Source organism: Streptomyces sp. ISL-96 (assembly GCF_018614035.1).
Taxonomy (GTDB): domain Bacteria; phylum Actinomycetota; class Actinomycetes; order Streptomycetales; family Streptomycetaceae; genus Streptomyces.
Map to the genome: position 1 here is coordinate 79113 of NZ_JAGGPA010000035.1, position 22915 is coordinate 102027.

The window sequence follows — 22915 nt, forward strand, 5'->3', positions numbered from 1 at the left end:
TGCTTCTGGGGGTTTCGGGCCGTCCCGGGCGCTCGAGTGTCGGTGGGCCGTGGCGGCGCGTCAAGGGCGCTCCTGCGTCGCGTCGCTGCGCGATGTGCCTTCGGCCCACCCTTGACCCGCCGCCCCGGCCCACCGCTAACGCTTTCCACGGGGACGGCCCCAACAAAAAGGCCCACACCGGGACTCCGGGGAGTGGCGCGGGTCGGTTCGGTGGCTGTCGGGCGAGTGGGTGGGGCGCGGTCTGTTTAGGGGGCGGCGCGGCCCCTGGCTCGGCGGGTGCGGGGACGGTCGTTGGTGCGACATCCACATTCCTACGGACACGAGCACCCAGGTGGTTGGACGGTCGGCCGGTCGGGTCGACGTGCGGACTCGTGTCGGTGCGGGTGGGGCGCATGAGTTGAATGGGGTGGCTTGGGTGGGTGTGGCGTCCGCCCCGGCCGGTGGTCGGTGGGGCTCCAAGCAGGTTGCTGGTGTGGGTGGGTGGGACGAAACCAGCAGATGACGAAGGCGGGCGTCTGATTCGCCCGGTTTGACTCGTTGGGGATGGCTGGGTTTGCGACATGTGGTGGGTTCGTCGCAGCACCCGTGCAGCGGGGTGAGCGCTCAAGGGCATTGGGGGTAAGTCCGCGCGGCCCCTTGTCCCGGTGTGTTGGGGCAGGCGAGTATGCGACGCAGTGCCGGCTCTCGAACTCTCTGATGCGTGAGGGGTCTCATGAGTGATGCGACGCGTGGCGTGAGCGTGAGCCGACGGGGGTTCGGGCTGCTCGCCGGTGCGGGGGCCGCCGTCGCGCTCACCAGGGGCGACGCGCAAGCCACCGCACCCGCCCTACGCCGCGCCTACCTCGGTACGTACACCACCCAGCCCGGCGGCGGCACCGGCATCGGGCTTGCGTCGTACCGGCCGCGCAGCGGGCAGTTGACCTCCACCGGGGTGGTCGCCGGCGTGCAGAATCCTTCCTTCCTTGCGCTCTCGCCCGACCGACGCACCCTGTACGCCGTCGACGAGCGCGCCGAGGGTGCGGTCACCGCCGTGCGTGTCGGGGCCGGGGCGCCCGAGGTGCTGGGGCCTGTTCGTGGCACGGGTGGCGCCGATCCCTGCCACCTGTCCGTGCACCCCGACGGGCGGTTCCTGCTGACCGCCAACTACACCGGCGGGAGCGTGTCCGTACACCCCATCGGGCGTGGGGGAATGCCGGGAGAGGCCACCGACGTCGTACGGCATACAGGGTCCGGGCCCGACCCCGAGCGGCAGAAGGGGCCGCATGCGCACATGGTCGTCACGGATCCCGGCGGGCGGTACGTCGTCGCCGTCGATCTGGGCACCGACACTGTCCACACCTATCGGCTCGACCCGCGCAGCGGGAAGCTCCGGGAACTTCAACGTGCCGCGATGAAGCCTGGAGCCGGGCCTCGGCATCTCGCCTTTCATCCCTCCGGGCTCCACGCGTACGTCGTCAATGAGCTGGACAGCTCGGTGGTCGTGTGCGGTTACGAGCGGCGCAGTGGGGTCCTGACCCCCGGCGCCCCCCAGTCCACTCTGGCGCCCGGCACCGCGCTTGCCGAGCGCAACTACCCTGCGGGAGTGCTTGTTTCGCCCGACGGGCGGTTCGTGTACGTCTCCAACCGGGGGCACGACAGCATCGCCGTCTTTCGTGTTGAGTGCGGGGGCGGGGCGCTGCGGCTGGTGTCCGTGGTGCCGGCGGGGGGCTCGTACCCACGGCACATCGCTCTGGACCCGTCCGGCGCGCTGTTGTTCGCCGCCAATCAGAAGTCGGGCACGGTCGCGGTTTTCCGCGTGGACCGGGGGACGGGGCGGCTCGCGTCGGCGGGGGCGGTGTTTCCGGCGCCTGTTCCGGTGTGCGTGCTGCCCGTCTAGTGATCGGAATCGAACCGACGTCGCCTGCCATGTTGTGTTCATATGTCGGCCCGGATGTACGACCAAAGGCCGACGGCGGGACCTCCTTGGGACAGGGGCCATTCCGGGCTGTGCCCCTTACCCTTGGCGAATGACCGCCCTGGAGCCGCGCGACGCCGAGGTCGCGCCCGAAGCCGAGATACCCGGCGTACCCGCAGATCAGAGCGGCGTTCTTGGCAAGTCCCATCGCGCGCTCAGCATCGGCATCATCGCCGTCGTCCTGCTCATCGCGTTCGAAGCGACCGCCGTCGGTACGGCCATGCCCGTCGCCGCGAGGGAGCTTCGGGGTGTTTCGCTGTACGCCTTCGCCTTCTCCTCGTACTTCACCACCAGCCTCTTCGCCATGGTCCTGTCCGGGCAGTGGGCCGACCGGCGCGGTCCCCTCGGGCCGCTCGCCGCCGGCATCAGCGCGTTCGGCGTTGGGCTGCTGCTCTCCGGCACGGCGGATGCCATGTGGCTGTTCATCGTCGGGCGGGCCGTCCAGGGTCTTGGTGGCGGGCTCGTGATCGTCGCGCTGTACGTCGTCGTCAGCCGGGCGTATCCGGCTCGGTTGCAGCCGTCGATCCTGGCCGCGTTCGCCGCCAGTTGGGTCGTGCCGTCGGTTGTGGGGCCGCTCGTGTCCGGGACTGTTACGGAGCAGCTTGGGTGGCGGTGGGTTTTTGTCGGTATTCCGGTGCTGGTTGTCTTTCCGCTTGCTCTTGCCCTGCCCGCCATACGGCGCATGGCGGGCGGGCCCGCCGACGCCGGTGCGCCCGTGCCGGCCTTCGACCGGCGGCGGATCCGGCTCGCGCTCGGTATCTCGCTGGGGGCCGGGCTGCTTCAGTACGCCGGGCAGGAGCTGCGGTGGCTGTCGGTGGTTCCGGCGGTGGTGGGGGGTGCGTTGCTCGTGCCGGCCGTGCTGGGGCTGCTGCCGCGCGGCACGTACCGGGCGGCGCGCGGGCTGCCTTCGGTGGTGCTGCTGCGGGGGATCTCTGCCGGGTCGTTCATCGCCGCCGAGTCGTTCGTACCGCTCATGCTGGTTACGCAGCGCGGGCTGTCGCCGACTATGGCCGGGCTCTCGCTCGCGGTCGGGGGTGCGACGTGGGCGCTCGGGTCGTACGTACAGTCGCGGCCGCGCGTGGAGCCGTACCGGGAGCGGATGGTTTCCGGGGGCATGGTGCTGGTCGCGGCTGCCATCGCCACCGCGCCGAGCGTGCTCATTCCCGGCGTTCCGGTGTGGGTGGTCGCGGTGGCCTGGGGTGTCGGCTGCTTCGGCATGGGCACGGTCATCGCCTCGACGAGTGTGCTGCTGCTCAAACTGTCGCCGCCGAAGGAGGCGGGCGCGAACTCCGCCGCCCTTCAGATCTCCGACGGGCTGTCCAATGTCATGCTGCTGGCGATTGGGGGTGCGGTCTTCGCGGCGCTGGGCGGCGGGGCGGTGGGTCACGCTGCGACCACGGCCACCTCCGCCTCCCACCCGGCGGCCTTCGCGGCGGTGTTCCTGCCGATGGCTGGGGTGGCGCTGGTGGGGGCGTGGGTGGCTACGCGGTTGCGGGCGCGCGAGTAGTACCACGATGGCCCCAATGGTGGTACCGTCGTGGTATGGCTATGAACCTGCGTCTTCGTGACGACCAGCAAGAGGCGCTCAAGCTCCGGGCCGAGGAGGAGGGGCGCAGCATGCACGCCATAGTGCTTCAGGCGATCGACCGCTACCTGGAGCAGGAGGCGGACCGCGAGACGGTGAAGCGGCTCGGCGCGAAGTACGCCGTGCGCCACGCCGACCTGCTGAAGCGGCTGGGGGAGTAGATGAAGTACCTGACGGTCCAGGAGGTCCTGGACCTGGCGGAGATCGCCTGTGGGGAGCAACAGGTCGCGGTGCGCGATCTGGGGCTGCTCAGTTCGGCGGTGCATCGCCCGCAGTCGCAGATGTTCGGTGTCGAGGCGTACACCGACCTCTTCGAGAAGGCCGCTGCGCTGCTGCAATCGCTCGCCGTGAACCATCCGTTGGTCGACGGCAACAAGCGCATGGCGTGGATGTCCACGGTGGTGTTCCTCGACTTCAACGGCACCGAAATGGTCGACGTCGATCAGGACGAGTCGTACAAGCTCGTCATCGAGGTCGCTTCCGGAGTCCTCGAAGACGTCGGCGAGATCGCCCGGAGACTGAGGGCCCTGCACGAAGCGGTGTGACCCGTATCGCACTCCGCGAGGTCACCGCGTCGCACCGGCGGGCACGCGACCGGGCCACCGGTAGGGTGGCCCGGTTGTCGTACGCACCCTGTGACCCCGAGAGCCCGCGAACCGGAGACCGTGACTACTACCGCCTCCCACCACCTCTCACCCGCCTTCCCCGGCCGCGCCCCCTGGGGCACCGCCAACAAGCTGCGTGCCTGGCAGCAGGGGGCGCTGGAGAAGTACATCCAGGACCAGCCGCGCGACTTCCTCGCCGTCGCGACGCCCGGCGCCGGCAAGACGACCTTCGCGCTGACGCTCGCCTCGTGGCTGATGCACCACCACGTCGTGCAGCAGATCACCGTCGTCGCGCCGACCGAACACCTCAAGAAGCAGTGGGCGGAGGCCGCGGCCCGGATAGGCATCAAGCTCGACCCGGACTACAGCGCCGGGCCGCTCAGCAAGGAGTACCACGGGGTCGCCGTCACCTATGCCGGTGTCGGCGTACGTCCGATGCTCCACCGGAATCGGTGTGAGCAGCGCAAGACGCTGGTCATTCTCGATGAGATTCACCATGCCGGTGACTCGAAGTCCTGGGGCGAGGCCTGCCAGGAGGCGTTCGATCCGGCGACCCGGCGGCTGGCCCTGACCGGTACGCCCTTCCGGTCCGACACCAACCCCATCCCTTTTGTTGCGTATGAGGAAGGGAACGACGGAATTCGGCGGTCTTCCGCCGACTATACGTACGGGTATGGGAATGCCCTTGCCGACGGTGTCGTGCGGCCGGTCATCTTTCTGTCCTACAGCGGCAACATGCGCTGGCGCACCAAAGCCGGTGACGAGATCGCCGCCCGGCTCGGCGAGCCGATGACCAGGGACGCGATCGGGCAGGCCTGGCGGACGGCGCTCGCGCCGACGGGGGACTGGATCCCGAATGTGCTGGCGGCCGCCGACACCCGGCTGACGGAAGTGCGCAAGGGAATCCCGGACGCCGGCGGGCTGGTGATCGCGTCGGATCAGGACAGTGCGCGCGCGTACGCCAAGATTCTGAAGAAGATCACCGGGGACCGGCCGACTGTGGTTCTCTCCGACGAGAAGGCCGCCTCGAAGAAAATCGACCAGTTCAGCGCGGACGAGTCGCGGTGGATGGTCGCCGTGCGGATGGTGTCGGAAGGGGTCGACGTACCCCGGCTGGCTGTCGGGGTGTACGCGACGACCATTTCCACGCCGCTCTTCTTCGCCCAGGCCGTCGGGCGATTCGTGCGATCGCGGAGGCGGGGAGAGACCGCTTCGGTGTTCGTTCCTACGATTCCGATGCTTCTCGAGTTCGCCAATGAGATGGAGGTCGAGCGGGATCACGTCCTCGACAAGCCCAAGAAGGGCGGCGAGGACGAGAACCCGTTCGCGGAGGAGGACAAGCTCCTCGCCGACGCCGAGAAGCTGGAGGACGAGGAGACCGAGGAGCAGCTGCCCTTCGAGGCTCTTGAGTCCGACGCGGTTTTCGACCGGGTGCTGTACGACGGCGCCGAGTTCGGCATGCAGGCCCACCCGGGGAGCGAGGAGGAGCAGGACTACCTCGGGATTCCCGGGCTGCTGGAACCCGATCAAGTACAGCTCCTGCTTCAGAAGCGGCAGACCCGGCAGATCGCGCACAGCAGGCAACGGCCTGCGGCAGAGGCGGATCTGCTGGAGAAGCCCGCCGAGTCGCGGCCTGTCGTCACGCACAAGCAGCTGCTGGAGTTGCGGAAGTCGCTGAACACCATGGTCGGCGCGTACGTCCACCAGACCGGCAAGCCGCACGGCGTGATCCACACCGAGCTGCGGCGCGTCTGCGGCGGGCCGCCCAGCGCGGAGGCCACGGCCGGGCAGCTCCAGGAACGGATCAAGAAGGTTCAGGAGTGGGCCACCCGGATGCGGTGACGTCCTAATGAGGTGGGGAGCGGGGCCTGGAGGATTGTCTCCGGGCCCCGCTCCGTTGTCGGTGTCGGGACCTCCAATTCCGGGGTGGCGCGGAATTGGTCACGAATGTGGATCAACTCTTCTTCGGCGCCCGGATTCTGGACGAGGTCTTCCGCTGAGCGGAGTCGATCGCTACCTTTCCCGCAACGCATACGCCCCGTGGCAGAGCCGCCTCGGAGCGCAGCCGGTGCCATGGCCTGTCGGCGGCCTCAGCGCGCGCCGCCGAAGGGACCGGCGACGCACAGCGTGAGAGAGCCGCCGCACTCACCACAGAGGAGTGGGCGTCGTGACCGCGGAAACCTCCCAGACGCTCGACCGAGGACTTCGTGTCCTCAAGCTGCTTTCCGACACGGACCACGGTCTGACCGTCACCGAGCTCTCCAACAAGCTCGGGGTCAACCGGACCGTCGTCTACCGGCTGCTCGCCACCCTTGAGCAGCACGCGCTCGTACGCCGCGACCTGGGCGGACGTGCCCGCGTCGGCCTCGGCGTGCTGCGCCTGGGCCGTCAGGTCCATCCGCTCGTACGGGAAGCCGCCCTGCCCGCGCTGCGCTCGCTCGCCGAGGACATAGGCGCCACGGCGCACCTGACCCTGGTCGACGGCGCCGAGGCGCTCGCGGTCGCGGTCGTCGAGCCGACGTGGACCGACTATCACGTGGCGTACCGCACAGGGTTTCGTCATCCGCTCGACCGGGGCGCGGCGGGCAAGGCCATCCTCGCGGCCCGTCAGGGCGCGCTGGCGGTCGACGGCTTCACCCTCACCCACGGCGAACTGGAGGCGGGCGCGAGCGGCGCGGCCGCACCGCTGGTCGGCATAACGGGGCTGGAGGGCAGCGTCGGGGTCGTCATGCTCGCCGACTCCGTCCCGGAGCGGGTCGGGCCGCGCGTGGTCGACGCGGCGCGGGAGGTTGCCGACGCGCTGCGGTGAGGGGTGCGCGCGAGGTGCGCGGGGGAGGGGTGTGCGGGCCCACCAGGTCCACGACAGGGCCTAGACCCGTACTTCGCAGGTCACCCGATCGTGAAGATCAACTGGTCACGACCGATCGCCGCTCAGTCCGGTCCGCAACGGCGATCGCAATGCCGGTCCGATCCGGTCGGGTTCGGACGCCGAAGAGCCGCTGCGGCGAACCTTTTCAGCGACCCGCGAAGTCCGGGCCTAGATTAGGGGCGTGCTCTCACGTCTCTCCCGTCCCAGCGTCCTCGCCCTTTGCGGGACCCCCGTGCTCGCGCTCCTCGCCGTGGCCGGGTTCGCGCCGCTGCCGTACGTCCTCGCGCAGCCCGGCAGTACCGCGAACGTCCTGGGTGACGACAAGGGAAAGCCGGTGATCACCATCACCGGGGCGCCGGTCCGCGAGACCACCGGGCAGCTGCGGATGACGACGATCGTGGCGACCGGACCGTCCGTCGACATCGACCTGGGGCAGGTCGCCGACGCCTGGTTCAGGACCGACCGGGCCGTCCTGCCCAAGGAAGCGGTCTACCCGACCGGCGGCACCGACGCCGAGATCGAGAAGCACAACGTCGCGGAGATGGAGCAGTCGCAGGAGACCGCCGTCGACGCGGCACTCGGCTACCTCCGCAAGAGCCCCGACCGGGTCAAGGTCGACCTCGAACTCGCCGACATCGGCGGCCCCAGCGCCGGTCTGCTCTTCTCGCTCGGCATCGTGAACAAGCTGGACGGCGACGGCTCGGGCGGCGACCTCACCGGCGGCCGCAACATCGCCGGTACGGGCACGATCACCTCCGGCGGAGACGTGGGCCCCGTCGGCGGCGTACCGCTCAAGACGCAGGCGGCCAGGCGCGACGGGGCGACGGTCTTCCTCGTACCGAAGGAAGAGTGCTCGCAGGCTCAGGCCGAGCTGCCCGACGGGCTGCGCCTGGTGCCCGTAACGACGCTCAAGGACGCGGTGCGGGCTCTGGTGGAGCTGGAGAAGAAGGGCGGCGGCGTCGGCGGCGGCGGCGGGAAGGTTCCGAGCTGCTAAGACTTGATCCGTAATTCACCAGAGGGTGAGCTGCGGATTGCAGCCGGGGCGGGTCCCGGGCTTCCCGGCGTGGTCACGCACGGGGCGTGTCTCATCCGGGGTCGCTCGGGGCCGCCGTCCGGCGGTTCGGTGAGCAGAGGTCCCGCGTTGGCGCGGGACTGCCACGCGACCAGCACCCCGAGGGGTGTTCTGGCACGGTGTGGTTGACTCAGCCAGGGCTTCTTCCAGCCCTTCATCGAAAACGATCTGTGCGTGCCGGGACGCGGTGGTGTCCAGGTGCGCGGTCTTGGGGTCGTCCACGTCGGTGAAGCGGACGAAGGCGGCGAGGGCTGCGGACACGAGGTCGCGTTTGCCGACGAGGCTGCAGGCGATGCACTTGTGTTCGCGGTCCCGCAGTGTCTTGTTGACGCGCTCGCCGCACAGGCAGTGCTGGGACAGGGCCGTTGACCAGGTGGAGGCGCGGACGAGCCGCCCGCCTGCCGCCCCGCACTCGTTCTCCAGAACGGAGATGAGCATTCCTGGCGTGGTCTGGGACAGGCGCTTGCCCCACAGCCGGTACCAGGTGCGGATGTCGCAGTCCTCCACGACCAGCACGGGCCCGTGGGCGGCGATGATCTCGCGGGCCACGGTGCGGGCGCGATGGCGACGGTGTTCCGCCATGGAGGCAGCGTGCTCGGCCTGGCGGGCGCGCAGCTGCCGGTAGTTCGCCGACAGCCGGTCGCGGCGGAACGCCTGTTTCGGCACCCCGTCCGTGCGGGCAGCACGAGCGCCACCCGGCGTGGTGACCTGCTTCGCCGGCAGCCCCTTCGCGGTCCGCCGCTCGGCCCTGACCTTCTGCTTCTTCGACAGCCCATACTGCGCGGTGTTCGTCGCCCGGCGGGAGCGTTCCAGCGCCCGCGCACGGCCCCGCCGCTTCCTGGCGGCTTTTTCCAGCCGTGTCTTCTCCTCGTCGGTCAGCACGACCTCGGACGATTCCGGGGTGCCGTCCTTCGGGTCGAGGCTGGCGGGGAAAGAGACGACGGACAGGTTGGAGACGTTGCCGTCCACCCCGCCGATCCGGTCGAGCTGGGCGGCCTGCTCGCGCATCTGCTGGACGGCCGGGGAGGTGTATCCGGGGCCGAGGATCATCAGGTGCGCCTCGTACACCCAGCCGCCCGGCGCGGACGCCTTGCGGCGGCGCACGAGGTCCACCTTGTGCCAGCGGCCCGGATTCGACAGGAAGTGCTGTACGCGCTCCCACTGGCCCGCGCCTTGGGGGATGCGGACAGGGAGAACGAGGTCACCGTGTTCGCTGTCAGGGCCTCCGGAGAAGACGACGGCGAGGGGGCCGGTGTGGTCCCACCAGGTGGCCTTGCGCGTCGCGGGCTTGCCGGACGCGGTGGTCTTGCCTGTGGGTACCTTGCCATCCGTGATGATCGGCTTCGGCATCCGGCGGGGCTGCATCAGCTCGTGCTGGCCGCCGTCGGTGTAGGTCATGACATGGCCGTGGAGGGTGCCGATGAGGCGGAAGGTCTCCCACTTGTTGACGGTGGTGTGGGAGCGGGCGCGGCCGGGGATGCGGGTGAAGTCGTGCCGGCGTCCCACCTTCGGGCGTCCGTGCCGCTTGCCGGTCGCGTCGGGGAACAGGTGCCGCTGGACGCCGTTCCACACCTCGTCGGCCATGTGCATCGCCAGGGCCTTGGAGGCGTGGTGCCCCAGGTGCCCGGAGTCTTCCAGGTGCCTGTATGCGCAGCGCTCCAACGCTTCGCGGGACAGGCCGAGGCGCTGCCGCACGGCCTTCGCGCCCTGTTCGTTGCGCTCGTGGTACGCGGCCCAGTAGGCATCGACCTTGGCGCGGGCGTCCCGCTGCACGGCCCGCTTGAGCGAGCCCATCGCGCCGAACAGCTTCTCCACGCGGGCCAAATCGGCCGGGTTGGTGACGGCCAGCGGCAGCACCATCACCGACACCATCCCGTCGTCGGGCTTCTTCCACTTCGGGGCCTTGTTCTTTCCCCGGAACTTCCGCTGCGGCTGGGCAGCCTGCATGACCGTCACCTCCCCTCTCAGAATTAGCTGACATACGACACATTAGATGAGTAGTTCAGCTATGGCAAACGACGTAGAATGGGGTCTATGGCTATTAAGATTCCTGGATACGAAGACGCGAAGCAGGCAGCGCAGCGACTCAAGGTCACCGTGCAGCACGTCTACAACCTCAACAGCAGTCGCGCCGACTTCCCCGCCCCCGTCTACGTCGGGCGCACCCCCCTGTGGCCGGTTGACCGACTGGACGCGTGGCGGGAAGCCCACCCGAAGCGGGGAGATTAACTGACCTTTCCTGAACGGGAAGTAGTTGACCTAATGCGTTGTTCTGTCCGTTCGTGTCAAAGATCAACGTCACCAGTCTGCGACCACGATCCCTCCTGCACTGGACCGGCCTCCCGGTCAAAGCGTTCCTCGCCCTGGTCGCATGGCGCACCAACCTCACCAACCGTCAACTCTCCGACCTCTTCGGCGTCGGCGTCGCGACCGTGCACCGCATCATCGACCGGCTCACACCGTTGATCGCCCAGCTCCTCGACCCGCCCGACGACCGCCGGTCAGAGCTGTGGGTCGTGGACGGCACCCTCATCCCCCTGCACGACCAGACCAAGACGGCGAAGTCGAAGAACTACCGGCGCTCGGTGAACGTCCGGTTCACCTTCCGCGCCCGCGACCGGCGCGTCATGGCCGTAGGTGACGCTTGGCCAGGCAACCGCAACGACATCATCGTCTTCCGAGCCACCATGGCCGAGCAGGTCGCCGGACACCGCCTGACCATCGGAGACGGTGCATACCGCAGCGCGCCCGAGGTCATCACCAGCCGCAACAAGAGCAAGCCGTTCGCCAAAAGGCGGGCGCGGGCTGAACACGGCATCGCCCGCCTCAAGGACTACCAAGTGCTACGCCAGCACCGCCGACGCGGCGACACGATCAACCAGACCAGCCGCGCCGTGGCCGCACTCCACAACCTTAAGATCGACCACGCATGATTTACGGATCAAGTCTTAGCAGCCGCTGGTTGTTTTACGTCGTCCATCGTCCGCCAGGACGGGAAGACCACCGGGCTCAGCGTCGCAAGGAAGTACGCCCCGCCGACCACCAGCAGCGCCGTCACCAGCCCCGCCTCCTGGACGAGCAGCCCCGCCGCGAGACCGCCCAGCGGCATGGTCAGCTCGCAGCCGGCCGTGGCGACGCCGCCGACGCGGCTGCGCAGCTCCTGCGGGACGCGTTCGTACGTCACCGTCGTCAGGATCGGGTTGAGCATCCCGGCGGCCAGACCGCTCGCCGCCATCGTCACGGCCAGCGCGGCCGTTCCGTCCGCGACTGCGGCGACGACGAAGCGCGGCAGCCCGCAGAGCAGGAACGCGACCGTGAAGACGGCCCGGCGCGGGAATCGCTCGCCGACCGCGCCGTAGAGCAGGGCCCCGAGCAGCGCGCAGCCGCCGAAGACCGCGGCGAGCAGGCCCAGGTCGGTCGCGCCGCCCAGGTTGTCCTTGGCGTGGACGGGCAGGAGGACCGCACTCCAGCCCTGGTCGAGGCCGTTGGTGAGCATCACCATCAGCACCATGGCCAGGAGGAGGCGGTGGCGGAGGAGGAAGACGTAGCCTTCGCGGAGTTCTGTGCGGTTTCGCGAATGAGGCCGGTGCCGCGGCCTTCTGCGGCTCGGCCGCCCGTACGCCCCGTACCCCCGCCGCGACCAGCAGCGCCGATGTCGCGAACGTCGCCGCGTCGAGCAGCAGCACCGCCTCCGCACCGAACAGTGCGATCAGTACGCCCGCGAGCGCGGCCCCGATCATGCGGGCCCCGCGCGAGACACCCTCGAAGAGGCTGGCGGCGCGGGCCAGGGTGGTGCCGGCGTGGGCGGCGAGGTCGGGGACCAGGACGGAGCGGGCTGTCATGCCGGGCGTATGGGCGAGGCCGCCGAGCGCCATCAGGGCGCACAGCATCCAGAACTCCAGCGCGCCGGCGTAGTGCAGCAGTGGGATCGCGCCGACGGCGAGGCCGCACACCAGGTCGGAGGCGACGGAGACGCGGCGGCGGCCGATCCGGTCGATGAGGGGCCGCCGACGAGCGCGGAGACGACGACCGGCAACGTCGCGCAGAAGGCCACGACGCCGGCCCGGCCGGCGCTGCCCGTGGTCTCGAGCACGAACCACGGGACGCCGATCATGGTGAGTGAAGTACCGGCTATGGAGATGGTGTTGGCGGCCAGTACGGCCGCGAAAGGTTTTCTTCCCCCTGGGCGGTCATGCGATACGGGCCGGCCGGGCGGGAGGGTGCTGGGCGAGGCGCAGGCCGATCTCGACCATGGTCCAGCCGAGGCGGGTGCGCAGGGGGTGGCGGGGCGCCGGGCGGGGGATGCGGGCGTACTGGGTGGCCTGGGCGTGCAGTTCGGCGGCGCGCTGGTGGTGGAGGCGGAGGTGTATGTCCGGGTGCATGGCGGGAGGGTTCCTCTCAGTCCGTGGGGTGGCGGGGGAACGAGTGTGTATGCAGGCGGACTTGGGCGGAGCCTTCGTCGGACAGTCCGTGGTAGCTCATGACGAGCGCGTGCATCTTCTCGTTCAGCTCCTTCAGCTGCTCAGGGGTGAGCTGGAGCGTGAAGTCGCTCATGTCCGAGCTGCCGGCCCACTCCTCGGGCCATTCGCGCGAGGTGGCGAGCCAGGTGCCGAGCTCCTGGGTGTGGGTGTTCGCGATCTCGTGCAGGAAGAGGTCCGCGGCTCCGCGTACGGCGGGGTCGGGGCTGCGGTGCAGCTCCCTGCTGAAGGTGGTTCCTTCCTGCGCCGCCTTCCACCACCGCTCGCGGCCCTTGCCGCGCTCCGGGTCGTCCTCGACGAAGCCGTGGGAGGCGAGCTGGCGCAGGTGGTAGCTGGTGGCTCCGCTGGACTCGCCCAGCCGGTCGGCCAGTTGGGAGGCGGTGGCGGGGCCGTCGTGGCGGAGGGACGCCAGCAGCTGGATGCGGAGGGGGTGGGCGAGGCCGCGCAGTGAACGGGCGTCCAGGGTGCGGGTGTTGAGTGCGGGGTGCTCTGGGTGGGGCGTTGGCTCGGGCTGCGTGGGCATGCCCTTACCGTAGGCTTGCAAAGAATGCTTTGCAAGCACTTCGTTGCAACCTCTTCTTTGCGTCAGCCCGGCCGGTCCGCCGCGGCCTGCTCGACGAGCGGGATGATCCGCAGCGGCACGGGGTTCTCCATGACGATCGCCGTGGAGGCCCGCACGATGCCCTCAAAGCCGACAACCCGGTCGATCACCCGTTGGAGATCGGCGTTGGAGCGGGCGACGAGGCGGCAGAGCATGTCGCCGTGCCCGGTCGTGGTGTGCAGTTCCAGGACCTCCGGGACGGTCGTCAGATGCGCCCGTACGTCGGCTCCCTGGCCCTGTTTGATCTCCAGCGTCGCGAACGCCGTCACCGGATAGCCGAGCGCGGCCGGATCGACGTCCGGGCCGAATCCGCGGATCACTCCATTGGACTGGAGGCGGTCCATCCGCGCCTGTACGGTCCCGCGCGCCACGCCCAGGCGGCGCGACGCCTCCAGCACTCCGATCCTCGGCTCGCGCGCCAGCAGCACGATGAGCCGGCCGTCGAGTTCGTCGATACCGTCGGTGGACATGGGGTACCCGCCTCCTGATGCTTCCGATGCTTCTTCCGATGCCTCGCGACGACCCTGAGCATCCTGTACAGATCGCACGCTCATTCTCGTGAGTCAGTGGGCATATTGCCCAGCATTTCAGCAAACTATTGCGCAGCTTGCGATACGGAGAGAGTCTGCCGACATGACTGAGACCACGCACCACACCACCCCCAGCACCGCGCGTGAGGCCGATCCCTTCCCGGTCAAGGGAATGGACGCGGTCGTCTTCGCCGTCGGCAACGCCAAGCAGGCCGCGCACTACTACTCGACCGCCTTCGGCATGAAGCTCGTCGCCTACTCCGGACCGGAGAACGGCAGCCGCGAGACCGCGAGCTACGTCCTGGCCAACGGCGCCGCGCGCTTCGTCCTCACCTCCGTCATCAAGCCCTCCACGGACCGTGGGCGCTTCCTGGCCGACCACGTCGCCGAGCACGGCGACGGCGTCGTCGACCTCGCCATCGAGGTCCCGGACGCCCGCGCCGCGTACGCCTACGCCGTCGAGCACGGAGCGCGCGGCCTCGAAGAGCCGCACGAGGTCAAGGACGACCACGGGGTTGTCGTCCTGGCCGCGATCGCGACGTACGGCTCGACCCGGCACACCCTCGTCGAGCGGTCCCGTTACAACGGCCCGTACCTCCCCGGCTTCGTCGCCGCCAAGCCGATCGTCGAGCCGCCGGCCAAGCGCACCTTCCAGGCGATCGACCACTGCGTCGGCAATGTCGAGCTCGGCAAGATGAACGAGTGGGTCGCCTTCTACAACAAGGTCATGGGCTTCACCAACATGAAGGAGTTCGTGGGCGACGACATCGCCACCGAGTACTCCGCGCTCATGTCGAAGGTCGTCGCGGACGGCACCCTGAAGGTGAAGTTCCCGATCAACGAGCCCGCGATCGCGAAGAAGAAGTCGCAGATCGACGAGTACCTGGAGTTCTACGGCGGCGCCGGCGTCCAGCACATCGCGCTCGCCACGAACGACATCGTCGCGACCGTACGCAGCATGCGGGCGGCCGGAGTCGCGTTCCTGGACACCCCCGACTCGTACTACGACACCCTCGGCGAGTGGGCGGGCGAGACCCGGGTGCCGGTGGAGACCCTGCGCGAGCTGAAGATCCTGGTGGACCGCGACGAGGACGGCTACCTGCTGCAGATCTTCACCAAGCCGGTCCAGGACCGGCCGACCGTCTTCTTCGAGATGATCGAGCGGCACGGGTCGATGGGCTTCGGCAAGGGCAACTTCAAGGCACTCTTCGAGGCGATCGAGCGCGAGCAGGAGAAGCGCGGCAACCTCTGAGGCTGCCCGCGGGTGAGTGCGCGCGCCGCGCGTGCTCCGTGGGCCGCGTGTGCTGCGTGCGCGGCCCTGCGCGCCCCTGACCATGGGGGCGCAGGGCCGCTATCGTGAGTCATGGCCATGACTAGCATCAGCGCGAGCACGAGTGACGAGCGCATCAACTTAGCGGTGCCGTCGACGAGATGGCACTGGAAGAAGCAGCTCAGACACACCACCGTCCTCCAGTCCTTCGCCTTCGACGACTCCCGCAAGCGGCTGTACGTCGTCCAGGTGATGCAGGGCGGAATCAAGCTTCCGGGCGAGTCCCGGGCGTACACCGGCACAGAGCGGCGGCAGCGCGGCGACATGTGCCTGAACCAACTCGACCTCAGCGGCACCCGGTTGGGGCACATGTATCTGCTCGGGCACGGGCACGGCGTCGGCATGGGCGTCGAGCGGGACGCGGCCGGGGCGACCTGGATCTGGACCGAGTCGGACGGGCGGGTCGCGGAGTCCGGGGCGTTCGGGCGCGGCATCACACGGTTCCGGTTCGTGGACCGCAAGGTACGCGGCAGTTCGGCGGACTCCACCCGCTACCCCGTCCCCGGGTCCACCGCGAACCAGCCGTCCGTCGACATGAGCCGCAAACGCATAGCCGTCCGCCACCGCATCGACGGCAAGGTCCGCTACCGCGTCTTCTCCCTCGCCCACGCCGTCGCCGGCAACTTCTCCAAGCCCCTCCACGACTTCGCACAGGCCGCCGCCCACCCGGACCCGGACATCGACTTCCAGGGCTTCGCGCTGCACGGCAACTACCTGTACCAGCTGGCCGGTGAGCCGTACGGGCCCACCAATCCGCCCTCCGGGCACGGCAACGCGTACGTCTCCTGCATCGACATCCGCACCGGCAGCCTCGTCCAGCGCACCCGCACCGAGGCCGGCTACTCCCTCGACCACCGCGAACCGGAAGGCCTCGCCGTACGGCGCACCAGCAAGCCGCAGCTGTGCATGGGCTTCGCCTCGGGGGAGCCGGGCGCGCGCAGGTACTCGATCTACTACAAGCAGCACGCATAAGCTCCTGGCATGGCCAGGATCAACGACGTGGGCGGCATGCAGGGCTTCGGGCCCGTCGACACCACCGACGACACAGAGCCCTTCCACGCGGACTGGGAGGCGCGGGTCTTCGCCCTGAACGGCGCGCTCATCGCCCAGAAGGTCTACAACCTCGACGAGTTCCGCGACGCCGTCGAGACGATGCCGCCCGCGGAGTACCTCGCGGCTTCGTACTACGAGCGGTGGTTCTTCGCTATCCGGACTCTCCTGGAGCGCAAGGGCGTTGTCGCGGCGGGCGAGCTCGATGACTGACGCCGACCGCTACGCGCCGGGCGCGCACGTCCGCACCGTCCACCACGACCCGCCGCACCACACCCGCCTGCCGCGGTACGCCCGCGGCAAGCGCGGCACGGTCATCGAGCCGGAGGGCCGGGCGCCGCTGGCGGACATCCGCTCCCAGGGGCGCACCGACTGCCCCGTGGAGCAGGTGTACGCGGTGCGGTTCGCGGCGCGGGACCTGTGGGGTGAGGGTGATCATTACGTGGTTCTGGACCTGTTCGAAAGCTACCTGGAGGACGACCAGCCGTGACCGGAACCACCTCCCACCACTCGGATGCCGTGATCTCCCGCCAGGTGCGGCGCCTGGAGACGCTGCTGGAGGACCGTGGCATCGTCACCGGCGCCGCGGTCGACGAAGCCATCGACGCGTTTCTTACGGGCGCCTCGGCGGCCGGGGGCGCGCGCGTCGTGGCCCGGGCGTGGACCGATCCGGGGTTCCGGGCGCGGCTGCTGGCCGACGGGACCACGGCCGTCGCGGAGCTGGGGCTGTCGGCCGGGGGAGTGCAGCCGCAGCGGCTGCGCGTCGTCGAGAACACGGTGGACACGCACAACGTCGTGGTCTGCACACTCTGCTCCTGCTACCCGATCCGGCTGCTGGGGCCGTCGCCGAGCTGGTACAAGAGCGAGGCGTACCGTTCGCGGGTGGTGCGGGAGCCGCGGGCGGTGCTGGCCGAATTCGGCCTGGTGCTGCCGGATGATGTCGCCGTGACGGTGTGGGACTCCACGTCGGAGACCCGGTACATGGTCCTGCCACGCCGCCCGGCGGACACGGAGCACCTGGCCGAACAGTCTCTGGCAGCCCTCATCACCCGCAGCGCCCTGATCGGCACGGCGGAGCTCTAGCTCCGGTCTCCGCCCCTGGCCCGGGGGCGCCACCGCTGCCCCACCCCCGCCCGGTGGGTCGGTGCCGCGCCGGGGCGTCTCCTCGGGTGCCGAACGTTCGGATAGGGGTGTTTTATTCGGGCTCGTTGCGTTCGACACCCTGCGGGGAGCGCCCCGACACGTCCCCTCCCGGCACCGTGACACGCGAAGCGCTCAGCGGCGGGGCCCGCCTCCCAAAGGCTCACCCAAGGCGTTCAGCGCCTCCCGCGCCTTCGGCGCCAGCAGTGGGGAGAACGCCGGGTTGATGCGCAACGCCTCCTCCAGATGACGCCTGGCCGCGCCGTACTCGCGCACGTCCTGTTCGATCGCGCCCAGGTGGTAGAAGAACTGCGCGTTGCGCAAGCCGTAGTCCGTGGCTTTCCGGGCGTACTTGAGGGCCTCGGTGCGCTTTTCACCGGAGCGGAACAGGGCCCAAGCGAGGGCGTCCGCGACATGCGGGTTCGGATGCCGCCGCCACTCCGCCCGCAGCCGCCGCACCGCCGTGGCCGGATCACCGTGGTCCGCGTCGAGCTGACCTAGGAGGAGTTCGTTGCCGCCGCCCCCGCGACGCTGCCGCAGGGCCACCCCTTCCCGTACGAGGGTGTACTGCTCCTGCGCCTGCGCCTCGCGGCCCAGGGACTGCAACAGCTCGCCGTACTCCAGGTGGAGTTCGGGGAGGGGGGTGAGTGCCAGCGCGGTCTGGTAATCACGTTCCGCGTCGGCCGTGAGGCCCAGGGACGCCAGGACGCGGGCGCGGCCCGCCTGGGCTCTTGTGTAGCCGGGGTCCGTCCCCAGGGCGGCCCCGTAGTGGCTCAGGGCCTCCTCCGGCTCGCCCCGTTCCCACGCCAGCTCACCCATGAGGTGAAGCCCGGTCACCTTCTCCGCCGCGGACCCCGCACGCGCCGTCGCGTCGGCCAGCGTCGCCGCCGCGTCCTCCCGCCAGCCCCGGTCGCGGTACACCTCCGCCGCGAGCCGCCGCACCGAGGGGCCCGGGTGCAGCGCCTCCAGCTTCTTCAGCGCCTCGGCGGCCGCGATCTGGTCGCCGAGGCGCGTGTACGCGCCGATCAGCACCGGGTACGCCGTCCAGCGCTTCGGCGACCGCTTCCGTACCGCCTCGCCCCACTTCTTCGCCGCGCGGTGGTCCCCCCGGGCGTGGGCGAGCGCCGCGAGACCGACCAGCGCGTCAGGATTGCCGCTCTTCCCGGGCCGTACGGACAGCGAGTGCCGCAGCGCCATCTCCGCGCGGGGGAAGTCCGTGGGGTCGGCCGTCCAGCGGCCCCGCTCCAGGTACGCCGAGCCGAGCACCGCCCAGGAGTGGTCGTCCTCGGGGTGCGCGCGCAGCCACGACTCGCGGTCGCCGATGAGTGCGGTCAGGTCGGCGGCGGAGGCCGGCACCCCGGCGCCCACGGCCTCGACGGCGGCCATCGCCCGTCCCACGGGGCCCGGCGCCGGCGCTTCTTCGCTCAGCCACCCCGACGCGAGCACCACCGCGACGCCGGCCGCCAGCACCGCCGTGCCCGTGAGCACGGCGACCCGGGGCCGCTGCCGCTTCACCTGCTGTTCCGTCTCCATGGCGATCACTTTGCGCCAGTACTGGGGGCACGGGGAGTGATTGAGGCCGGGCCTGTCGGGCTGCTGGGTTGGCTGGTCGCTGATTAGCAGGGTGGGCGATCTGTTGGGCAGCCTCGTTGGCCGGTCACCGGTAGCCCTGGGTGAACCCGGCTTTCACCGAGGCGGAACTGCTTGGTGGTGCCTTGGTGGGCACGGCGGTCCGATCGTGTATTTCGACCGGTCGGGCCACTCCGGAGAACAGGGTCCGGCCCCGGGCATCGCAGAAGGTGGTCGTCTTGATCGTGTACCCGCTTTGGTTCCCCTGTCGTAAGAGCCGGGCTGCACCGGTCGGGGGCGGCTATGAGTTCGGGCACTGGGCGTGACTTCGACCAGGGTGGTTCGTTGATGTGATCGGCAGTTGAACAGGCTGGCGGAGCTGGGGGTGGGGTGGTGGCGAGGCGGACGCGAGCTGTGAAGCGGCGTGAGCTGCGGCCCTACCGTGTTCTGGCCGCACCGTTCGTGGTCGCGCCGCCAGGCGGGTGCCGAATCCGGACTCGTCTGCGTGTGTCGGTGGCGGATGCGAGGGTGCTGCGGGCTGTCGGTGAGCACCTTGGCTCCTTGGCCGGAGAGGATCTCGCAAAGCGGGTACGGATCGGCAGGGTGCCGACCTCGCAGAATCGGCGAGCGGAGCGGAAGAAGGCGCTCACCGCCCGGTCGTCGTCACGGTGGGCAGGTGCGATCACCCGTACCTCCGAGGATCAATACCAGCTTGCCCGGCGGGCACTCAATGCCCGGATCGGATCGCTGCGCCAGGCCGTGAAGGCCATAGAGGCCCGCCTCAAGGCGTCAGCCGGTATCAGTATCCGCAGGGGGCGGCGAACAGTGCGTGGCTACGCGGACGGCGCGGAGCGACTGGCGAAGCAGCAGCGGCTACAGGTTCTGCGAGCCGACCTGCGTGAGGCGCTGCGGGAACGCGATCACGGGCCAGTGCGGGTGACGCGGGGCGGGCGGCGATTCTTCAACTCCCGCCACCACCTGTACGAGACCGCGCCCGACACCAAGCCGCTGACCAAGATCGCCTGGCAGGACCGGGTTGACGACTGGGGCGAGGAGTGGGGTGCGCGGCGGTTGTTCCTGACTGCGGACGGAGAGGCGGGGGGCCCCGTTCGGAAAATACACGATCAGCGTCGCCCTCGCCGACGGCACAGTCAACCTGGTGCTGCCCGAGCCGCTGCGCCAGCGGTATGCGAATGCCCCACGCGGCCGCTATGCGCTCGATACGGCCGCGGTGTTCACGCACCGGGGCGAGCAGTGGCTGGACCGGGTCCGCGCAGGTGCGTCGGTGCGCTACGACATCAGCTACGACCCTGCACGGGGGCGCTGGTACCTGGATGCCTCCTGGTCCACGGTGACCAAGGGTCAGAAGGTCTTCGTCCCTGCCCTGGAGGTGCTGCGGCAGCGACCGGCGCTCGCGGTAGATGTGAACGCTGACCACTTGGCCGCCTGGATCCTCGACCCCTGCGGCAACCCCGTCGACGGGCCCCACACCATCCCCTTGGACCTGGCCGGTCTCCCCGCATCGGTGCGCGATGCGCGGCTGCGGGAAGCCATCTCCCGACTGATCCACCTCGCCCAGGTCCATGGTTGTGCCGCGCTGGTGATCGAGGACCTGGACTTTGTCGACGCCCGTGCCACCGGGCGGGAGACTATGGGCCGGGGCACGCGCGGTAAGGCCTTCCGCCGTACCGTTTCTGGTATCCCGACCGGGAAGTTCCGTGACCGGGTCACTGGCATGGCCCACCACACCGGTCTGTCGGTGATCGCCGTCGATCCGGCGTATTCGAGCAAGTGGGGCGCCCAGCACTGGCTAGGCGCTCTGAAGGAGACCAGAACCGGCTCGACCATCGTGACGGGGCACCATGCCGCGTCGGTGGTCGTCGGCAGGCGCGGCCTGGGTGTCAAGGCCCGGCGCAGGAGAGACGGAACCCGCCAAACCTCCAACCGCCACATGCTGTCGCGTGTGCGCGCGGGGGCCGTGCGACCGGAGGATCGCACCGGGCCAGCCGTTCCCGTATCGCCGAGTCACCGAACCCAGGCCCGCGCGGAGCGGACAGCTCCGGCCGGGACGACTCGCAGCACCACACCCGTGGTGCGTCAGACGAGATCGCGTCGGCCCGGAAAGCACCCGCCCCACGGCCCCACCACCGTTCGGGGGCCCAGCAACCCAGACCAGCAATTAACGCTGCCTGGAATGCCTGACATAGCCAACCATGGCTAATCAGCTCAAGGAACGGTTCACACCGATGGCCGCGAGTGCCACGCTGGGACCATGGACGATCTTCTCGTACAGCTGCGTGCGGGCCTGCCGGCCGAGGCATTGATCACCGACCCGGACGTCATGGCCTCGTACGCCCATGACATGGCCGGATTCTGCGAAGCCGGAGCCCCGGCCGTGGTGGCCCTGCCGCGCACCGTCGAGCAGGTCCAGCACATCATGCGCACCGCGACCGCGCTGCGCGTCCCCGTCGTGCCGCAGGGCGCGCGGACGGGGCTGTCCGGCGCCGCCAACGCGACCGACGGCTGCATCGTGCTGTCGCTGGTGAAGATGGACCGGATTCTGGAGATCAGTGCGGTTGACCGGATCGCCGTGGTGGAGCCGGGGGTGATCAATGCGGTGCTGTCGCGCGCTGTGGGTGAGGAAGGGCTCTACTACCCGCCGGACCCGTCGAGTTGGGAGATGTGCACCGTCGGCGGCAACATCGGCACGGCTGCCGGTGGGCTGTGCTGTGTGAAGTACGGCGTGACCGCCGAGTACGTGCTGGGGCTGGATGTCGTGCTTGCCGACGGGAGGCTTCTCACGACGGGGCGGCGCACGGCCAAGGGCGTCGCGGGCTACGACCTCACCCGGCTCTTCGTCGGCTCGGAAGGCACTCTCGGCATCGTTGTCAAGGCGGTACTCGCGCTGAAGCCCGCACCACCGCGGCAGCTCGTCCTCGCCGCCGAGTTCCCGACCGTGGCCGCCGCGTGCGACGCCGTCTGCGAGATCATGGCGCGCGGGCATGCCCCTTCGCTGCTCGAGCTCATGGACCGTACGACCCTGCGCGCAGTCAACAAGATGGCGAACATGGGGCTTCCCGAGTCCACCGAGGCGCTGCTGCTCGCCGCCTTCGACACCCCGGACCCGGCCGCCGACCTGGCGGTGGTCGGTGAGCTGTGCACCGCGGCCGGCGCTTCCGGGGTCGTCCCCGCCGACGACGCCGCCGAGTCCGAACTGCTGTTGAAGGCGCGGCGGATGTCCCTTACGGCGCTTGAAGCGGTGAAGTCCGCGACGATGATCGACGATGTGTGCGTGCCGCGCTCGAAGCTCGGCGCGATGCTGGAGGGAACGGCCGTCATCGCGGAGAAGTACGACCTCGTCATCGGGGTGTGCGCGCACGCGGGTGACGGCAATACGCATCCCGTTGTGTGCTTCGACCATCTGGACGAGGACGAGTCGCGGCGCGCCCGTGAATCCTTCGACGAGATCATGGCGCTCGGCCTGGAACTCGGCGGCACGATCACCGGCGAGCACGGTGTCGGCGTACTGAAGAAGGAATGGCTGGCGCGCGAACTCGGGCCGGTGGGAGTCGAGTTGCAGCAGGCGGTCAAAGCGGCCTTCGACCCGCTCGGGCTGCTCAACCCGGGCAAGGTCCTCTGAGGCGCGAGACGTACGGCCAAAGTCCGATGGCCCGGGCGCGGTGCTGCGCATAGCGTGGGGAGGCAGGTCAAACAGCCTCAACGAGGAGGAACCGTGCCCGCGCGCCTCGACCACACCATCGTCCGCAGTCGCGACCGCTTCGCCGCCGCCCGCTTCCTCACGGAGCTGATCGGCGCCCCGGAGCCGAAGCCCTTCGGCCCCTTCGCGAGCGTGCCGCTGGAGAACGGTGTCACGCTCGACTACATGGACTCCGACAGCGCGCGGATCGTCTCGCAGCATCTGGCGTTCCTGGTGCCGGACAGTGAGTTCGACGAGATCCTCGCGCGGGTGAAGGAGCGGGAACTCCCCTACTGGGCCGACCCGCATCACGAGACGTCGCAGCAGATCAACCACCTTTTCCATGGGCGCGGGTTCTACATCGACGATCCCGACGGCCACTCCGTCGAGTTCATCACCCATACGTACGTGAGCGACTGAAGCTTTCTGGTCTTC

General features: G+C 69.6%; 22 protein-coding genes and 1 pseudogene. 17 read left to right on the forward strand and 6 right to left on the reverse strand.

Features of this window, described 5'->3' with window-relative positions; all coding sequences use genetic code 11:
- Positions 1–712 precede the first annotated feature (712 nt).
- From J7E96_RS22425 to J7E96_RS22455, 7 genes are all read left to right on the forward strand, one after another.
- Entirely contained in the window at positions 713–1876 is a 1164-nt protein-coding gene (locus J7E96_RS22425; RefSeq protein WP_215133455.1) for a lactonase family protein, read from the forward strand.
- Positions 1877–2006: 130 nt separating this feature from the next.
- On the forward strand, positions 2007–3461 hold the full coding sequence (locus J7E96_RS22430; protein WP_215133456.1) for an MFS transporter: 1455 nt from the start codon (positions 2007–2009) through the stop codon (positions 3459–3461).
- A gap of 41 nt (positions 3462–3502) precedes the next feature.
- Positions 3503–3700: an Arc family DNA-binding protein gene (locus J7E96_RS22435; RefSeq protein ID WP_215133503.1), complete on the forward strand. Its 198-nt coding sequence runs from the start codon at positions 3503–3505 to the stop codon at positions 3698–3700.
- Entirely contained in the window at positions 3701–4084 is a 384-nt protein-coding gene (locus tag J7E96_RS22440; protein ID WP_215133457.1) for a type II toxin-antitoxin system death-on-curing family toxin, read from the forward strand.
- 120 nt (positions 4085–4204) lie between these two features.
- The gene (locus J7E96_RS22445) at positions 4205–5986 is read left to right on the forward strand and encodes a DEAD/DEAH box helicase (protein WP_215133458.1); all 1782 of its coding nucleotides are present in this window, start codon (positions 4205–4207) and stop codon (positions 5984–5986) included.
- 325 nt (positions 5987–6311) lie between these two features.
- A complete protein-coding gene (locus J7E96_RS22450) occupies positions 6312–6953 on the forward strand; it encodes an IclR family transcriptional regulator (protein WP_214969334.1) in 642 nt (213 codons plus the stop codon).
- Between the two features lie 241 nt (positions 6954–7194).
- On the forward strand, positions 7195–8007 hold the full coding sequence (locus J7E96_RS22455; protein WP_215133459.1) for a S16 family serine protease: 813 nt from the start codon (positions 7195–7197) through the stop codon (positions 8005–8007).
- Between the two features lie 15 nt (positions 8008–8022).
- Here the strand turns inward: J7E96_RS22455 and J7E96_RS22460 are convergent, their stop codons facing one another.
- Positions 8023–10032, reverse strand: coding sequence for a transposase (locus J7E96_RS22460; protein ID WP_215133460.1), 2010 nt, complete (start codon positions 10030–10032; stop codon positions 8023–8025).
- Between the two features lie 87 nt (positions 10033–10119).
- Between J7E96_RS22460 and J7E96_RS22465 the strand changes: the two genes are divergently transcribed.
- Together J7E96_RS22465 and J7E96_RS22470 are read left to right on the forward strand one after the other, a co-directional pair.
- Positions 10120–10314: an AlpA family transcriptional regulator gene (locus tag J7E96_RS22465; RefSeq protein ID WP_214980843.1), complete on the forward strand. Its 195-nt coding sequence runs from the start codon at positions 10120–10122 to the stop codon at positions 10312–10314.
- Between the two features lie 53 nt (positions 10315–10367).
- Entirely contained in the window at positions 10368–11018 is a 651-nt protein-coding gene (locus tag J7E96_RS22470) for a transposase family protein (RefSeq protein ID WP_215133461.1), read from the forward strand.
- 8 nt (positions 11019–11026) lie between these two features.
- Here J7E96_RS22470 and J7E96_RS22475 read toward each other — a convergent pair.
- From J7E96_RS22475 to J7E96_RS22490, 4 genes and pseudogenes are all read right to left on the reverse strand, one after another.
- Positions 11027–12241, reverse strand: a pseudogene (locus J7E96_RS22475) (MFS transporter).
- A gap of 34 nt (positions 12242–12275) precedes the next feature.
- The gene (locus J7E96_RS22480; RefSeq protein WP_215133462.1) at positions 12276–12467 is read right to left on the reverse strand and encodes a hypothetical protein; all 192 of its coding nucleotides are present in this window, start codon (positions 12465–12467) and stop codon (positions 12276–12278) included.
- 16 nt (positions 12468–12483) lie between these two features.
- Complete coding sequence (locus J7E96_RS22485; RefSeq protein ID WP_215133463.1) at positions 12484–13086, reverse strand: transcriptional regulator; 603 nt, start codon at positions 13084–13086, stop codon at positions 12484–12486.
- A gap of 62 nt (positions 13087–13148) precedes the next feature.
- On the reverse strand, positions 13149–13634 hold the full coding sequence (locus J7E96_RS22490) for an Lrp/AsnC family transcriptional regulator (protein WP_215133464.1): 486 nt from the start codon (positions 13632–13634) through the stop codon (positions 13149–13151).
- 163 nt (positions 13635–13797) lie between these two features.
- Between J7E96_RS22490 and hppD the strand changes: the two genes are divergently transcribed.
- The 5 genes from hppD to J7E96_RS22515 all read left to right on the forward strand — a co-directional run bounded on the left by hppD (position 13798) and on the right by J7E96_RS22515 (position 17157).
- Complete coding sequence (gene hppD, locus J7E96_RS22495) at positions 13798–14946, forward strand: 4-hydroxyphenylpyruvate dioxygenase (RefSeq protein ID WP_215133465.1); 1149 nt, start codon at positions 13798–13800, stop codon at positions 14944–14946.
- A gap of 117 nt (positions 14947–15063) precedes the next feature.
- A complete protein-coding gene (locus J7E96_RS22500) occupies positions 15064–15996 on the forward strand; it encodes a Teichoic acid biosynthesis protein C (Precursor) (RefSeq protein WP_215133466.1) in 933 nt (310 codons plus the stop codon).
- A gap of 9 nt (positions 15997–16005) precedes the next feature.
- On the forward strand, positions 16006–16287 hold the full coding sequence (locus J7E96_RS38885) for an SH3-like domain-containing protein (protein ID WP_214969307.1): 282 nt from the start codon (positions 16006–16008) through the stop codon (positions 16285–16287).
- A complete protein-coding gene (locus J7E96_RS38890; protein WP_215133467.1) occupies positions 16280–16564 on the forward strand; it encodes an SH3-like domain-containing protein in 285 nt (94 codons plus the stop codon). The genes J7E96_RS38885 and J7E96_RS38890 overlap by 8 nt, the downstream gene beginning before the upstream one ends.
- Entirely contained in the window at positions 16561–17157 is a 597-nt protein-coding gene (locus J7E96_RS22515) for a nitrile hydratase subunit alpha (protein ID WP_308296078.1), read from the forward strand. Before J7E96_RS38890 ends, J7E96_RS22515 begins: the two co-directional genes overlap by 4 nt.
- Before the next feature lie 192 nt (positions 17158–17349).
- Here the strand turns inward: J7E96_RS22515 and J7E96_RS22520 are convergent, their stop codons facing one another.
- On the reverse strand, positions 17350–18747 hold the full coding sequence (locus J7E96_RS22520) for a lipopolysaccharide assembly protein LapB (RefSeq protein WP_215133468.1): 1398 nt from the start codon (positions 18745–18747) through the stop codon (positions 17350–17352).
- A gap of 1195 nt (positions 18748–19942) precedes the next feature.
- Here J7E96_RS22520 and J7E96_RS22525 point away from each other — a divergent pair.
- The 3 genes from J7E96_RS22525 (at position 19943) to J7E96_RS22535 (ending at position 22900) form a co-directional block, all read left to right on the forward strand.
- A complete protein-coding gene (locus J7E96_RS22525; RefSeq protein ID WP_215133469.1) occupies positions 19943–21004 on the forward strand; it encodes a transposase in 1062 nt (353 codons plus the stop codon).
- 51 nt (positions 21005–21055) lie between these two features.
- Positions 21056–22423, forward strand: a complete 1368-nt coding sequence (locus J7E96_RS22530; RefSeq protein WP_215133470.1) for an FAD-binding oxidoreductase — start codon at positions 21056–21058, stop codon at positions 22421–22423.
- Between the two features lie 93 nt (positions 22424–22516).
- Positions 22517–22900, forward strand: coding sequence for a VOC family protein (locus J7E96_RS22535; protein WP_215133471.1), 384 nt, complete (start codon positions 22517–22519; stop codon positions 22898–22900).
- Positions 22901–22915: the final 15 nt, after the last annotated feature.